Source organism: Corynebacterium sp. (assembly GCF_030532195.1).
Taxonomy (GTDB): Bacteria; Actinomycetota; Actinomycetes; order Mycobacteriales; family Mycobacteriaceae; genus Corynebacterium.
On the sequence record NZ_JAUNLP010000008.1, the window covers coordinates 89066 to 104748 of the forward strand.

At 57.9% G+C, this 15683-nt stretch carries 11 protein-coding genes; 4 read left to right on the forward strand and 7 right to left on the reverse strand.

The features are described from left to right. Positions 1-20: 20 nt before the first annotated feature. From Q4E11_RS09345 to Q4E11_RS09370, 6 genes are all read right to left on the reverse strand, one after another. Complete coding sequence (locus Q4E11_RS09345; protein ID WP_303165362.1) at positions 21-1088, reverse strand: TrkA family potassium uptake protein; 1068 nt, start codon at positions 1086-1088, stop codon at positions 21-23. A 102-nt stretch (positions 1089-1190) separates the two neighbouring features. Continuing rightward, positions 1191-4679 (reverse strand): ATP-dependent DNA helicase, encoded by a 3489-nt coding sequence (locus Q4E11_RS09350; protein WP_303165363.1) that lies wholly within the window; start codon positions 4677-4679, stop codon positions 1191-1193. Positions 4680-4681: 2 nt separating this feature from the next. Beyond that, complete coding sequence (locus Q4E11_RS09355) at positions 4682-7957, reverse strand: ATP-dependent DNA helicase (RefSeq protein ID WP_303165364.1); 3276 nt, start codon at positions 7955-7957, stop codon at positions 4682-4684. A 129-nt stretch (positions 7958-8086) separates the two neighbouring features. Then, a complete protein-coding gene (locus Q4E11_RS09360) occupies positions 8087-8938 on the reverse strand; it encodes a TIGR02569 family protein (protein ID WP_303165365.1) in 852 nt (283 codons plus the stop codon). Positions 8939-8944: 6 nt separating this feature from the next. After that, positions 8945-9856 carry a DUF3152 domain-containing protein gene (locus Q4E11_RS09365; RefSeq protein WP_303165366.1) on the reverse strand — a complete coding sequence of 304 codons (912 nt, stop codon included), beginning with the start codon at positions 9854-9856 and terminating at the stop codon, positions 8945-8947. Further along, positions 9856-10080 (reverse strand): DUF3107 domain-containing protein, encoded by a 225-nt coding sequence (locus Q4E11_RS09370; RefSeq protein ID WP_303165367.1) that lies wholly within the window; start codon positions 10078-10080, stop codon positions 9856-9858. The genes Q4E11_RS09365 and Q4E11_RS09370 overlap by 1 nt, the downstream gene beginning before the upstream one ends. A gap of 62 nt (positions 10081-10142) precedes the next feature. Between Q4E11_RS09370 and Q4E11_RS09375 the strand changes: the two genes are divergently transcribed. Beyond that, on the forward strand, positions 10143-11501 hold the full coding sequence (locus Q4E11_RS09375) for a DEAD/DEAH box helicase (RefSeq protein WP_303165368.1): 1359 nt from the start codon (positions 10143-10145) through the stop codon (positions 11499-11501). 57 nt (positions 11502-11558) lie between these two features. After that, positions 11559-12887, forward strand: a complete 1329-nt coding sequence (locus Q4E11_RS09380; protein WP_303165369.1) for a hypothetical protein — start codon at positions 11559-11561, stop codon at positions 12885-12887. 41 nt (positions 12888-12928) lie between these two features. On the opposite strand, the gene Q4E11_RS09385 is transcribed toward Q4E11_RS09380, so the two are convergent. Beyond that, positions 12929-13378: a hypothetical protein gene (locus Q4E11_RS09385; RefSeq protein WP_303165370.1), complete on the reverse strand. Its 450-nt coding sequence runs from the start codon at positions 13376-13378 to the stop codon at positions 12929-12931. A 52-nt stretch (positions 13379-13430) separates the two neighbouring features. Here Q4E11_RS09385 and Q4E11_RS09390 point away from each other — a divergent pair, with 52 nt between their 5' ends. Both Q4E11_RS09390 and Q4E11_RS09395 read left to right on the forward strand, forming a co-directional pair. After that, positions 13431-14507 carry a diacylglycerol kinase family protein gene (locus tag Q4E11_RS09390; protein ID WP_303165371.1) on the forward strand — a complete coding sequence of 359 codons (1077 nt, stop codon included), beginning with the start codon at positions 13431-13433 and terminating at the stop codon, positions 14505-14507. A gap of 522 nt (positions 14508-15029) precedes the next feature. Next, positions 15030-15299: a WhiB family transcriptional regulator gene (locus Q4E11_RS09395; protein WP_016422223.1), complete on the forward strand. Its 270-nt coding sequence runs from the start codon at positions 15030-15032 to the stop codon at positions 15297-15299. Positions 15300-15683 lie beyond the last annotated feature (384 nt).

Genomic DNA, 15683 nt, shown 5'->3' on the forward strand with positions numbered 1-15683 from the left:
CTGACGCTTTGGTGCTGGCGTTATTCGTCGTTGCTGTACACGCGGCGGACATAGAGCAGGCGATCGCCAGGCTCGACCGATTCACACTCTGGCGAATCAATACGGTACAGCTCACCCGAACGCACCACACCCAGCGCAATATCAGCGAGGTGACGCGGGCTGGCGCCAATTTCCTCTTCAGTCACCAATCGCTCTGCCACGGAGAAGCCTTCATCAGGGCTCAGCAAATCCTCCATCATCTCCACGACTGAAGGTGTCACTGTGGCCAGGCCCAGCATGCGACCTGCGGTTTCAGAAGAAATAACCACCTGGTCAGCACCGGACTGTGTCAGCAGGTGACGGTTTTCTGACTCACGTACCGACGCCACAATCGATGCACCTGGGGCCAGCTCACGTACAGATAGAGTGACCAGCACAGCGGTATCGTCCTTATTCGGTGCGACAACCACCGACCGCGCTCGCTGGATACCGGCCAACTTCAGCACCTCGGATTTAGTCGCCGACCCATGCACCGTCGCCAAGCCCTGGTTAGATGCCTGATTCAGTGATTCTTTGTCCGTGTCAATGACGACAATTTCCGCTGGGTCAACGCCGTCGGCCAGAAGAGCAGCGATGGCAGAACGGCCCTTGGTGCCGTATCCGATAACTACGGTGTGATTGCGCAACTGTCTCCTCCAGCGCTGAATTTGCAGAGTTTTTCGCGATTCCTGTGTCAAGACCGTCAAGGTCGTACCGACCAAGAGGGCCAAGAAGGCCACACGCAGTGGTGTGATAATCAAAATGTTGAGCAGCCTGGCCCGCTGCGTTACCGGGGTGATGTCACCGTAGCCTGTCGTGGACAAACTGACCGCCGAGTAATACACGGCATCAATGAAGGTGAGATCTTCCGTATAACCGTTGCGGTCGTAGTAGACCACAACCGAGGCAATCAGAAGCAAGACTGCAGCATAGTTCAGACGACGGGTAATCAGCCGCCATGGATTCTTCGGCGCAGACTCTGGCAGGCCGATGACTCCCAGCAGCGCGTGACCGGGCAAATCATTGAGTCCGGTTTCGTATCCAGAGGTCCTACGAATTGGATTTCGCAACCGCCTCTCGCCCGCCTTTCGTGAGTGCTATTTCGGTGAAATTGGAAACTCCGAACTGTCGCTGAGAACGTGTGCTCTAGCTGCAGTCACGTATGGAGTTGACTATCCAATCAGCTCGCGCATTTTCCTGTCTAACTCTATCCTGCTTGGCAATAATGCTTCATCCGGGACCAACGTACGACCGGCTAAGACATAGAAAAACCCTGCTTCGATATCTTCTGGCGCCACATCCTCGCCCATTTCGCGAAGGCGATCCGACCACGCCAAGCGGTAAATCGCTAGCTGCAAAGCCGCAACTGACCGGTCTTTACCCTTGGGCATTTGGCCGGTCTTCCAGTCAATGACGCTCCACTTGCCCTGGTGGTTAAAGACGGCGTCGATACGCCCAACGACGCGTCGCTGACCAATGGCAATTTCAAAAGGAACCTCGACAAAACGCGGCGTGCGATGCGCCCACTCGGATGCCTCGAAATTGGTCTTGAGCTTTTCTAGCTCACGCTCAGACGCACCTTGTTCGGTGCCGAGGAAATCATCCAAGTTGTCGCTGTACAAGTCTTCATCATCGAGCAGACTGTGCGCACCGAAGCGGTTTTCCAGCCAGGCGTGGAAGGCCGTGCCGCGTCGCGCAAAGCGGTTCGGCTTAAACGGCACCGGGCGCGCTTTACGACGAGCAAACGCGACCGGATCTGCAATCATGGACTGGTACTCGCTGGTGGACATGCTTGTCGGCATGGGTAGCTCAATTTCAGCAGCGCGTGCTCGGCGGATTTCATCCACGAGAATGGTCGTTTCCGTCTCCCAAACCTCGGAAAGGTCACCGGAAATAGGTGCCTCATCGTGTTCATTCTTGAGGTACCACTTCACGCTGTCGGCAGCGCGCTGAACTCGGTCGCGCCGCTGTCCGAGGGTATCGACTGGCCAGACGACACCATCAACAGCGCTGTCACAGTCGAGGTTCGGCTCTGTTTCCTCGACAACCGGGTCAGCGCCGTCAGCCCAGGATGTCACATAGTGGCTGAACTGCTCGGCAATAGCCTTGAAGTCAGTTGAGGCCTCCGAGGGGTTCTTCAAGCTTGGCTTTGGCCACCTGCTTGCTGTGATAACCAGTTTCTTCGCCGAACGAGTAAGCGCTACATAGAAAAGTCGCTGTGCTTCTTCGCGCAGCATGTCTCGCAGCTGTTCCTTGTAAGCCTTGATTTCTTTATTGAGCTCAGTCTGATTATCGCTGCCCGAAATATCCAGCTCCGGCGCATCGCTATCAACCGAATCCGCAACTGGTGCCCAGTCCCCCACCGACAACTGAACTGTGGTGCTGTCGTCGGCGAACTGCTCTGCCAATGGCGCGACCTGCGTGATTGCTCCAGGTGGCAACATATTTGGAGTGGTTAGCCAGGAATACAGTTTCGGCTGATCGAACTTGTCGCTTGTAATACCGGGCACGGCAACGGTGTCCCATTCCAGCCCCTTGGACTTGTGCATCGTCATGATTTGCACACAGTTTTCCGGAACGCTCATGGGAGCCCGCTCAAGTCCTCCGTCATGCTCGGCGGCAAACTCCAAGTAGTTGAGGAAACCGGTTACATCATCAGAGATGTTCTGCGAGTAGCTCGCGGCAATGTCGACGAACTTGTCCAAATGGGCTGTTGTAGGCCGGGTAATAGAGGTCGCCTCACCGTACTGTCCCGCTGCTGCCTCGACGCGAATACCAAATTCGGTCGCTACATCTTCAACTAGCTCAGGCAGGGACTTATTCAACGAGAAGCGACGCAGTTTACGCAGGCTGGCACCCAATTCAGCAAGCCGAATCATGGCCTCATCCGAATAGTTCAGCGCATCGCTGCACGTCAATGGGCCATTTTCCTCAACGGTGCCACGTGCCAACGGGGTTCCGTCGGCAAAGCGAATATCCGGGTCCGCGACTGCATGGCCAAGGCCGATGACAGTCCTTTCCCTGATGGCCTCCTCTACAAGCTTGTCGTATTGTTCCGCGAGTTCTTCCAGCGGAGTGCGCTCACCAAAATTTTCAGCTTGCTGTTCGCGTTGTTCCTGTCCGACAGCGGCGAGCTGACCTGCGCGGGTGCGCAGGGCCTCAATATCTGCCGCACCAAAATTGAACCTGGGGCTGAGCAGGAGACGCAACGTATCGGCATCGGAGCTTGGATCTACCAGCACCTTCATCACCGAGGTGACGTCCATAATCTCTGGCAGACTGAGCAGACCTGCCAACCCCACGATGACAGCCGGAACACCCCGCGCAGATAGAGCGTCCAGATAGACGGGTGACTCAGCGTTGGTACGCACCAAGATTGCAGCATCGAGCTTTTTGCCCGTTGTTTCACATTCCCGCAATTCTGCTTCCATACAGTCGGCGATAAATGCCACTTCTTCTTCACAGGTCATGGTGAAAGCCAACTGGACTTCGCCCTCGCCGGCCTTCGGACCTGCGTTGAGTGCTTCCACGGTGCGCGGATAGCCGGCAAAAGCGCGGTCCGACACCGTATTAGCCAGCTGCAACACCGACTGCGGGTTACGCCATGAAATGGTTAGCTGTTTCTTCTCTGCTGGCTGCCCATCTGAGCGCGGGAAGTCGTTAACAAATTGGACCAGGTTTTCTGCAGTCGCGCCACGCCAACTGTAGATGGCCTGCATCGGGTCCCCCACGGCCGTGACACAACAACCGGAAAACAGCGCGCGGAGGAACAGACGCTGGGTGTGTGAGGTGTCTTGGTATTCATCGAGCATGATGACTTTAAAGCGACGCCGCTCCCCCTGCCCCACTTCGTCAAATTCGGTGGCCAGGCGTGCAGCACGCGCCATCTGCATACCGAAGGTGGCGACATTTTCTTCGTTGCAGCGCTGACGCACTTGCTCCACGAACGGCAGAATCTCGAGTCGAACCCGCTGTTTATCAACGATATCCTGCAGGCCCTTAAGCAGGCCGTCGCCCTTGCCGCCCTTTTTCGGTGTCTGCTCGATGTTTTTAATGAAAGCTTCTGTCTCCTCCCGAATTGCAGTGGCGGAAGACAGATTTGAGTCGATATTCTCACCGAGCTTAATGATGTTCGTGGCCAGCGTCACTGGCGCCATGTCAGCTTCGACAGTCTTTGCACTCCGGGCGACTTCCCAAGCCAGCTGCCATTGCGTGGCGCCGTCCATAATGCTCACACCCGGTTCGGTAGGAAGCAGTAGACCATAATTGCCCACGACTTCCGATGCGTACGCATCGTAGGTCAGCGTGGTCGGCGCAATAACCTCGAGTGCTGCTAAGACCTCAGGAGAAGCCTGGGCACGGAATGCCTTTGATGCAGCCAGTCGAGTGAGCTGCTGTCGAATGCGCACGCCCAGCTCACGAGCGGCCTTTCGGGTGAATGTCAGCCCGAGGACTTCCTCTGGCCGAATAAAACCATTGGCAACCAACCAGACCACACGTGCCGCCATGGTCGCTGTCTTGCCAGCGCCAGCGCCAGCGACGACAAGCATAGGTTCCATCGGGGCACCGATAACAGCCGCTTGCTGCTCTGTCGGCGGAAACTCCTGTCCCATCATCTCGGACAGAGTTACTGGGTCAATAATGGTGCGTTCCTGAGACATCCCTACCGCTTCCCTTCTGCTGCCGGGCATGCCTTTGCCAACGAGCAGTACTTGCAATGATCTCCAGCCAAGGCCAGCGCACGCGGACCTGTCACAGCGGAAGCTACTTGCTTCACGCGATTTTCCCAGGTCTCCAGCATTTCCGGAGTCTGTTGAGCCTGCTGCCTGGTAGTAATAATCGTTTTCTTATTGGATATCCGTGGAAACACGAGATAGGCCCCGGATTGTTCAACTCCATCACCGCTGACAATCGCCATACCGCCGTCACGCTTAACAACTTCACCCTTCGACAGCGCTAACTGATATGTCGCCAACTGTGCATGCTTCTCTACCTCGTCACCCGTCGGTGCGTGCTTACCTGTCTTGATGTCCACAATCTGGATTGAGCCGTCGACATCTTCAATCAAGCGGTCAATTCGACCGACAATCACAATGTCATCAGTAACGGCGACCTTCACTGGAACTTCAGTTCCCAAGTCCTTCTGATTTTCAATCCATCGCTGCCAATTTTCCAGCGCTTCTACCCATACTTCTTCCTCTTGCTGCTTGCGCCAATCCGGGGCGTCCGACAATTCGCCATAAACTCGGCGAATTTCCTGCTGAGCCTCGGGCACGGTCACGCCCTTGGCCAGAGCTTCTGCTGCCAGATGGAACAGCGAACCCAAGTGCATTACCGAGGTCGCCACCGGCTTGTCCATCATGGCCTTGAGGGGACAACTGAGTGTCGCTTCCACCTTGGAGGGATAGATTCGCGCAGGCTTTTCCTGCGCCAGCGGCTGAGCGGTCGACGGGGCACGCAAGCCCCACCACGAGTCCGGATGCGCCCCCGGCACACCCACCTCAGCCAATCGAGCGAGCTGGCGTGCTGCTTGACGACGCCGCGTCTCAGTCTCTGCATCATCAACGGCAGCCGCCCGTAGTTCTGCCAACAACGATTCCACAGAGAAAACGCGAGGCAACCCCGAACTTAACCGCTCTACCGCAACAGATTCCTGGCCTTCAGCATCAGCTGCATCTTCAGCAGTACCTGCGGCCGACACCTCCTGTTCCGGATTTGTGACTCCAAATTTCTCCGCCAATTCCATGACGAAGGGGCTGGGGACTCCGACATCCTCCGGTGAGTCGACTGCGGTAAGCAGCACATGCTGGCTTGCGCGGGAGACGGCCACATGCAGCAAACGGCGTTCCTCTGCCAGCGCATCTGAGATTGAATTGATGTATTCGTGTGGTTCAATCCCATAATCAAGCAGCCCAATGAACTCGTTTTGCTTCATCACAGAACCGGTCACGCCAAGGCTGGGCCACTGTCCTTCCTGGACATCGGCAATAGCCACTGCAGCCCACTGGCGGCCAAGCGCAGAGTGCGCCGAGAGAATACGAACGGCATCACGTTCAATTCCGCTGCGATCGCGAGTACCGATGGGCAGCTCCTGCTCTTCCACCGAAGCGATGAAACCAGAGACAGTCAATTTAGGGTTTAGCTCAACGCGGTCACCTGCAAAGTCGAACAGCGCCATGACAGCATCCAGATCCCGGTCCGCCGACGCTCCCGCCGTGCCACCTCGCAGTGATGCGGCCATCAAGTGATCTGCCAACCCAGTAGCCTGCCAAATTGCCCACAGCGTGGCTTCCACACCATCGCGCAGCGCAGCACGCGCACCCCGCAACAGCTCCACCGGTACGGATAGAGCCTGACGCTCACGCTCAGACAGCGATGCAATCAGTTCTTCCTGCTCTGCGGTAAGCGTTTCCGCACGCAGAATGTCAATCAACTGCGACATTGCTGATTCGCCGTACAAATCCGCTTTACGGATTCCACGCAGCAACCGCTCCTTCACAATGGGGTCCATGTTGACCAATGGTCCCGCGAGGAATTCCTCCCATTCCACATCATCGAGCTGGTTGAGAGTGGCGCGCAGCGCAACCAGCAGCGCACGGACTAGACGCTGATGACGCAGGACGATGTCTGTCGGGTCAATCTGCACTGGTACACCTGCACGCGACAGAGCTCGAAACAGCGATGATTCCCCTGCTCCAGAACGTACAATGACTGCCATGTCCCGCCACGCCAGGCCTTCATCAATATGAAGACGGCGGAAGAAGTCAGCAATAGTTGCCCGCTGTGCACGCTCTGAAGAGTGGATGGCAATGCGCACGGCGCCATTCATGGCAGTTGCATCAGCGGTCACTTCCCCTACCTCATCGCCTGAAAAACCGACAATACCGCGGTAAGCAGGCGGCTTAGGCAACTTCTCCGATACCGAATTAGCCGCATCTGCAATAGCACTGCGGCAGCGGTAGGACTGTTTGAGCAGTATCTGCTGGGCGTCGTCGCCGGATGCCCGGAGATAGTCATTACTAGCACCGCGGAAATGCAACACCGACTGGTCTTCATCACCAGTAATCACTGCCACCGCTGCGTGCTGCACAAACCTATCCACCAGCCGTGCTGCTTCCGGTGACAGATGCTCCGCATCATCGACCAAAACCACCGACTTGCCCCACCGCGAAAGCGCCTCTTCATCAGCATCAAGCTCAGCCAATGCAGCAGAAACGATCTCAGCGGCATTCAAGCTGGGCTCCCACGCCAAGCGCATTGTTTGCTGGTACTCCGCCATGAACTTACCGGCAGCGCTCCAGGCCTCAATGCCATAATCCGCACCCAATTGCTGCAGGCGCTGCGCATCTACTCCTCGCTCTGCGGCACGCAGCAGGAAATCACGAACGGCCCTGGAAAAGCCGACCAATGGCAGCGCCGGACGCAACCTCTCTGGCCAATACGCACCACCGTCTTCAGCATGCCCAGTCAACAGCTCACGAACCACGGCATCCTGCCTGGCACCAGTGGTCAGTGATGGCTCCGGCTCCCCGCGGCTGACCGCTGCGTCCCGCACCACCGCAAATGCAAGAGAGTGCAACGCACGGATCATCCCACCCTGACCGGCACCACGAACTTCTGAATCTGAGGAAGCAAACCGCCGGTCAAAATCACGCCGCAGCGCCGCAGCGGACTCCTTTGACTGCGAAATCACTACAATGCTGTCCGCTGGGATACCGGCCTCAATGTAGTCCACTGCCAGATCCACCAACAGCGAACTCTTACCCGTACCAGGGCCTCCGAGAACACGGGTTACTGGCTGCTGGCACACAGTTCGCCCCGCAACCAATGCCTGATTACGGGAAGGGAAAAGCCCCTCTACCGCAGTGCCTTCCCACTGCCTGGTACTAGGCGGTTCTTCCTGGACGAACCGGACCTTCGGCATGCCTTCTAAGATCATGTGCACCATTGTGGCACATTCACCGGATCCATATTCGAACACATATGCGAATTAGGTGGAAATTACCCCCGCCCCAGCTCACGGCGCTCCCATGTCCCCCCCCCTCCTACCAAGGGAGCACCGAGACTACTAGTTACTCACAAAAGCGCGAACCAACGACGCAGCACGGAAAAGTCCACGGTAGGCACCCGGCTGAGACTCCGGACAGACGGCGTGGACGAAAAGTCGGTAGCACATCGCACGCACCAAAAGCTGACCAAAATCAGGCAGATGATCAAAACGACGCAATAGCTCTTCATCCGCCCCGACCATGGCCAGGCAATCCACGGCTGCCAGCGCCGCGGTCCAACCGCGAACATGCCACGCTGGCACGATGTCGGTTAAAACCGGGGCGGCCGTGCCGTCGTAAAGCAGCGTGCCGACGAGATCTGCGTGACAGACCTGCATGTGCTCTGTTGGCACGACCAGTTCCTCGCGAAGTTGCAATAGGTCGCCGGCGATGGTGAGCGCCTCGGCACAATCGGCACGTGGGACGCTGTTGGGATCGAGCATCTCCTCGAGAATAGAAATGGGGTCGGCAGACCATGCTGCGCGATCGCACTTGCGGAAGTAATCCTCTTCCTTATCAGAGAGAAACTGCGGACGTGCCACGCCAGCAAGCCCCTCTTCGACGCGACCTGCGGCGACGATGGTTTCGTCGGCGCGCGGGGCAAAGTCGCCGGGAATATAATGCCGCGCTTGCCAGCCGGCAATGACCAAGCGCCCGTCGCTGGTACGCACGGAGTTGGCAACGCGCACACCATCGACATCGAGTGTGCTGCGTACCTTTGCAGACCAGAGTGCCTGCGCCGAGTTGCGCACGGCCGACAGCACGATGGAATCGTCGTAGACCCAGCCGTTATCCCACGCGCGCCCGGCGCGACGCGGCTCGCCCTCGGCGCCGAAGGCGTTGAGAACATGGTCAGGAGGAGTGGCGCTCATGTGCTGCTACTGCCTCACTTTCTGAGTCGGAGCGGCGACGACATCGTCGGCACCGAACGGATACGGCCAGCCATTGACGGTACAGGTCTTACCATCGCGCTGATAGACCTCATTTTCGTCCAACGAATTCAATTCATCATTGGACACGCTGAGGGTTTGCTGCATCATAATCGGCGCGACCGCGCCATCTGACGGGCAGGGCTCATGAGCCGCATACCCCAGAGCATGACCGACTTCATGGTTAATCAAGTACTGCCGATAGAGCCCCAAGTCGCCCTGGAAAGGCAGCGCTCCCCTGGTCCACCGTGCGATATTGACAATCACCCGACCCGGCTCGCCCTCTTTTTGACCAGACAAGTAGCAGGACGTCTCCACCTCCAGGCTATTGCCACACAGCTGATGAGTAGTCTCCGTGGCGGCCAGTTGCACCAGCAACGTCGGTTCCTTATCGCGCGGGACAGCCTCAAACGAGTAGCTCGGGTCTGCAGTCCACCCACGTGGATCGGACAGAATCGACTTCACAGTTTCGGCAAAAGCGCGCTCCCCGCCTACCGACGGAGCATCAATGTTGTCTTCCATTTCGACGGCATAGGTAACCTTGTGGTTTGTCCCCTCACCGACGCGCGGATGTACGACAGTGATGTCTTTAAACGTGCCCGAAGACTTAGTGGCGTAGTCAGGCCCCGGTGGCAGTTGACCATTCTCGAAGCCGTCACCGTATCCCTTACCCGGAACCGGGCCTGACCGGCCACTGCCCTGCTGCGAGGCGACGGTCTCATCGCCCGCACCTGACGAGCTGCCATCAGCGCTGAAGATATCAACGAGGATGATGACGGTAAGCACTATAAGAACGGGGATGGCGTATGCCCGCCAGCCCCACTGTCTTGCAATGCGAACGAGAAAGGGTTCGTCGGACATTAGGCGAAGAAGCCGACCTTTCGGTCAGAACCGCTGCCGGTACGCACGTAAGCAACCTTGTCAACGTTAATCAGGTACGAAGAACCTGCAGCGTCGGTCAGCTCAATCAGGCCTTCGCCGCTCGCCAGCTTCTCAGCAATCTTCGCCTTAGTCTCTTCACCACCGGCGACGTTTTCGATGTTCAGCTCGCGTGTGTTTTCTGCGAATCCAATAGTGATGTCCATAGGTGACATCATAACCATTCCCAAAGAAGCTAGGATTAGGGCTGACCGTAAACGAATACAATATGCCGTCTTTGAGCAGTGAAGGAGTCGCCGTGGCAGAGTCTCAGTCCCCGACATTCGTCGAATTGGGAGTCGCCGCCGAGATTTGCGACGCACTCGCGGACGAAGGCATTACCCATACCTTTGCCATTCAGGAACTCACGCTGCCGCTGGCCCTCGATGGCACCGACATCATTGGCCAAGCTCGCACCGGAATGGGCAAAACCTTGGGCTTCGGTGTCCCACTGATTGACCGAGTCTTCGACGATGCTCGTATTCCAGAGCCCGATGGCACTGCACGGGCAATGATTATTGTCCCTACCCGCGAGTTGTGTGTCCAGGTCGGCGAGGATCTTCACCGCGCGGCGCAGTCGACCGACTTGCGCATTTGCACCATCTACGGTGGACGTCCCTACGAAGAGCAGATTGACCAGCTTGAACGGGGCGTCGACATCATCGTCGGCACGCCGGGTCGTCTGATTGACCTCTACCAGCGTGGCAATCTGGAGCTCTCCGGAGTCAAAATCTTGGTCCTCGATGAAGCTGACGAGATGCTGGACTTGGGCTTCCTGCCGGATATTGAAAAGATTTTGGCTGCCGTGCCCACTGAGCGCCAGACCATGCTCTTCTCGGCCACCATGCCGGGGCCAATCCTCACGCTGGCCCGCACATTCATGAATCGCCCGGTCCATATCCGCGCTGAATCCGGCGAGGAAGAAGCCACGATTCATGAGACCACTAAACAGATCGTGTTCCAGTCTCATCAGATGGATAAGGTCGCGGTTATCTCCCGCATCTTGCAAGCCCGCGGTCGCGGTCGCACCATTATTTTCGCCCGCACCAAGCGCGGTGCCGCCTCCGTTGCCGAGCAGCTCGGCGAGCGTGGCTTCCTAGTCACCGCCGTCCATGGCGATATGGGCCAGCCCGCCCGTGAGCGCTCTCTCACCGCGTTCCGCAATGGTGATGTCGACGTGCTGGTCGCCACCGATGTCGCAGCCCGCGGCATTGACATCGACGATGTCACGCACGTCATCAACCACCAGGTCCCCGATGATGAAATGACCTACGTCCATCGCATTGGCCGCACCGGTCGTGCTGGACACAGCGGCGTTGCAGTCACCTTGGTCGGCTGGGATGAAACCGCCAAGTGGAAGATGATCTCTGACGCTCTCGATTTGGACATGGCCGAGATTCCCACGTGGTTCTCAACCTCCCCAGAGCTGGCGGAAGCGCTGGATATCCCCGACGGCATCGAGGAGAAGGTCGGACCACCGCGTCCGGTACTCGGCGCTCGCCCGCCAAGGGGCCACGGCGGCAGGGGCGGTCATGGCTCACGGCCGCGTCGGTCTGGCTCCCGCCGCCCACGCCGACCGCGCAGTTAGCCACTTCCACCATCACCCGACCTTAAGCACCGACAACTCGTTGACAGGACCTGCTACGTGCCTTTCCCCACCTCGACTCGCGCAGTGGACTCGGACGCATCAACTCGCTTACGCCGCAATCGCATCGCATCAGCACTCATCATTGTTGCAGTAGTCCTGGTCATCGGGTGGACGTGGTGGTCATCGCCCGCCCGCAACGTCGACCGCAGTCAATCGGCCGCCACCGCCAGCACCATGGGGCAATCGCCGGTGGCGGGCGACCCTGCAGCCATGCCACGTGCGCTCAATCCGGTGTGGTCCACCGCGACGTCGTCAAGCACGGATTCGCACCTGACCTCCCCCACGCCGCTGGTGCTGGGCACCTCCCTCATCGTCGCTGAAGACAGCGGTGTGCGCGCCGTTTCGCTTCACGACGGCACCGAGCGCTGGCACTACCGTCGAGATATTCCCCTGTGCGCGCTCTCGGGCAGTGACGGCCTGGTCTACGCGACATTCCGCGGCCCGGCCGGCTGCGGTGAGACTGTGGCGCTGAAGCCGGAGACGGGGGAATATGCGGCCACGCGCAGGTCGATTTCCTCGGATAGCCCGATTGCCGTGCGCTCCAACTCCTACGCCGGCGTGTACAACTCCGATTTCCTGGAGCTGTGGCGCACCGACCTTGTGCGTGTCGTTGAGTACGGCAAAATTCCTGCGACTCCGGAGCCGGATCTGCAGCCGCACGCGGATTGCTCGATTGTCAGTGCTCAAACGCGTGTGGAGCTGCTGGCCGTGATTAATAACTGCAATGGGAGGGCTCGCCTGGTGATGCAGGACGCCAACCCGAAGGAGTCCAGGAAACCAGAGGTCAAGAGTGATATTGACCTTGGGCCGATGACCTCGGATATGCAGCTGGTGGCGATTGGCCAAAAATCCGCGGCGGTGCTGTCGGACAATCGTGTGCGCGTGTTCCGGGAAGACGGCACTCAGCTCAGCGATACTGCGCTGCAGGACACCGCGTTGCGCCCAGCTCAGTCAGATGCAACGAGTCAGAAGCCGACTTCGGACGAGCCGCGCGCGGCGTTTACCGCTGACCTGCCGCACCAGATGACCTGGTGGTCTCCGCGTGGCTTGATGGGATTTAGGCCGAGTACGCTGGAGTCGGCCTTCGAATTTCCCGAGGCCGTTGGCACCCCGGCCCCCTGGGGCGAGCATATTTTGATGCCTGTCGCCGATGGAATCGCCGTAATCAATAGTGAGACGCGCGAGATTATTGGCACCCTACCACTGCCGGACGGGATGGGATTTGCGGGCTCCAACGCTTCAGTCCCCGTTCGGCTCGCTGTAGTCGGCGACACGCTGCTGGTGCAGCACGACGCCGCAATTGATGCCTTCGCAATCGAGGCATAAAACCGGTTGTGCTTTTACAGCCGGTTTCGATTTTCACCTAATTACATCGAGCGCGCTGCCCAGTCAATGGCCTTCGGGCTAAACATGCATGCCAGCGCCGCAATCGATACTGCGGCAGTAGGAATAGCCAGAACGAACGCGCTGGAGCGGAACATGTAATAGGAAACGCCGAGCAAGCACAGGTTTAGCATGATGATGGGGCCACGACCCCACCTTGCACCGCGCAGCAGCATGATGGCACCGGCCAAGACGGCACCAAAGATGAGGAAAAACCACAACGCGGTGCCCCATCCGGAAATCACCGCAGCCTCATCGCGATACCCCATAAGATCGCGAATCAGAAGAAAGACACCGTATCCCAAGCCCAGGACACATTCGACGACACCAATCCAAGCGCCGGTCATGACAATTTGCGGCGCTGCAATCGGGCCTGCGAACTGAGCATCCGACCGAGCTGCGGGGGCATTGCTGCTGTTTTTCTGGTTACTCACGCCCTACATGTTAGCCCGACGGCTACCGCACTTTGCACTAGTCTTGGAGCCTGTGCGTGCGTTGCTAATTTCGAATCCCAACTCCACCAGCAATACCGCTTCGCGTATGCCCGGTATGGTCCGAGCGTTGCGCTCCGTCGATGGAATGCGCTTGACGACGAAATTTACTGCTTACCCCGGCCATGCCGAGGAAATGGTGGCGGGACTTTCAAACGAGGACTTCGACGTCATCATTTGTCTCGGTGGTGACGGCACCATCAATGAAATAGTCAACGGGCTGATGAACTCCGACCCGTTTAGCGCGCGCCCTGCAGATGAGCTGCCTACTGTCGCCATCATCCCCACCGGTAGCGCGAATGTGCTCGCTGGCTGCCTGGGAATGCCGCGCGATCCAGTGGATGCCGCTTGGTTCGTCGCAAGCCTTTTGCGAGCCGGTAAGTGCTGCACAATTAGCGTCGGCCACGCTGCGGACCGCTGCTTTGTGGTCAACGCCGGCATCGGCATTGATGCCGAAGTAATTGCCGCGATGGAGCAGTTGCGGGAAAACGGCACCCGCGCAAGTGCAGCACGCTACATTCCGACTATTTTCAGTGTGTGGAATGAGCTGCGCCGCAATCCACCGAGCATCACCGCTACCGTTGACGGCAAAGAGCTGGGACGCGACCTAGCCATGGCTGTGGTTTCCAATTCCAATCCATGGACTTTCCTCGGCGACTTGCCGATTGTCACCAACCCTTCCCTTTCCGTTCGCCAGGGACTCGGTTTCTACGGCTTTACCTCGCTGAAAGGTATGCCAGGGCTTATCGCCGCAGCTAACTTGGCCGGATCGCTGACGCGCCTGCGCACTACCTTCCAGGTCGAAGATCGCGAACGCCGGGCCGACAATGCCCACGTGATTCACCTCGAGGCCACCTCCCCGCTCCGACTCCAGTTGGACGGCGAGTATATCGGTCAGCGCGAGCATCTCACGTTGCGAGTTCGCCAGGGGGCACTTAATATTGTCGCGCTTGCCGACGATTACACGGAGGGCCAGTTCACCAAGAATGTTGCATCCCGTCCGATGGACGCGCGTTTGTTCAATGTGGTGACAAAACGAGTCATCGACCGGTTCCGTAGACCGTTGAGTTAGCCCACAGACAGCAAAGTAACGCTTACTTAAACTTTCACCGATTGTTTACTCATCACCTGTCTGGCCCCATACCCTCTAGGTGCTGCAATCTCCAAAACTAAAATTACCCCCTAAAGGGGCTGCTTTTAACCAGGGGTTTTAACCAAAACTTAACTTTTCTGTGAGGTTTGGCACTTTTATTCAGTTTGCCCTTTACGAAACCGCTCACTCATGAAAATATGTAATCCGTCGGCGGGACAAGCGTGAAGTTCACTCAATGTGCAATCATGCAGTCTCGCAATTTTTAGGCACAAAGTATTTGGTACGCACCAACTACTGCCACCTGTGGCAGGTAAGCGAATAAGCAACCAGTCCAAAGTTGCCTAATCACCCCGTCTCTGGGCACCCGGGAACGAACCCCCGATTCTCACTGGTCTCGGCTTCATTAGTCGTGCCCGGTGAAATCCGTTGTCGGCCACTGCCCTTCCCGCAAGGAAATTCACCCAGCCCACACCCGGGCATGTCACGTTTTAGGAGTTTGTCATGGATTGGCGTCACAAGGCCGTTTGTCGTGAAGAAGATCCCGAGCTGTTCTTCCCGGTCGGTAACTCCGGCCCGGCTCTCGCACAGATTGCAAAGGCCAAGGTCGTTTGCAACCGCTGCCCAGTTACCGCTCAGTGCCTGGCCTGGGCACTCGAGACCGGCCAGGATGCCGGTGTTTGGGGCGGCATGAGCGAGGACGAGCGTCGTGCTCTGAAGCGTCGCCGCAACCGTGGTCGCACCCGCCGTACTCGCACCAGCACCACCGTCTAATTAATAGACTTACACCCTTACCGTGTAATCTATACCGGTTGATACCTGTTTAATCCGATAGAAAGAGAGCCCAGCTATGAGCAAGCGTGGCCGTAAGCGCAAGGACCGCCGTAAGAACAAGGCTAACCACGGCAAGCGTCCGAACAGCTAAGTTGCCCTTAGTTGCAGCAGTCTTAGCCGACCTTGGCTAGGACATCTCACTCCACCCCATTGCGTCGGCGTTGCGCCGATGCAATGGGGTGGAGTTTTTGCGGCTCTAACGGATGCCCCAACGAGTATCAGATGAGAAAGTGACTAGGTTTATGGCACTTTGGGCCCGAATTAGGCCCGGTAGGTTCTAGCGGTGAATGCATCACCACTTTTCGACCAGGAGAAGTAGTGAAG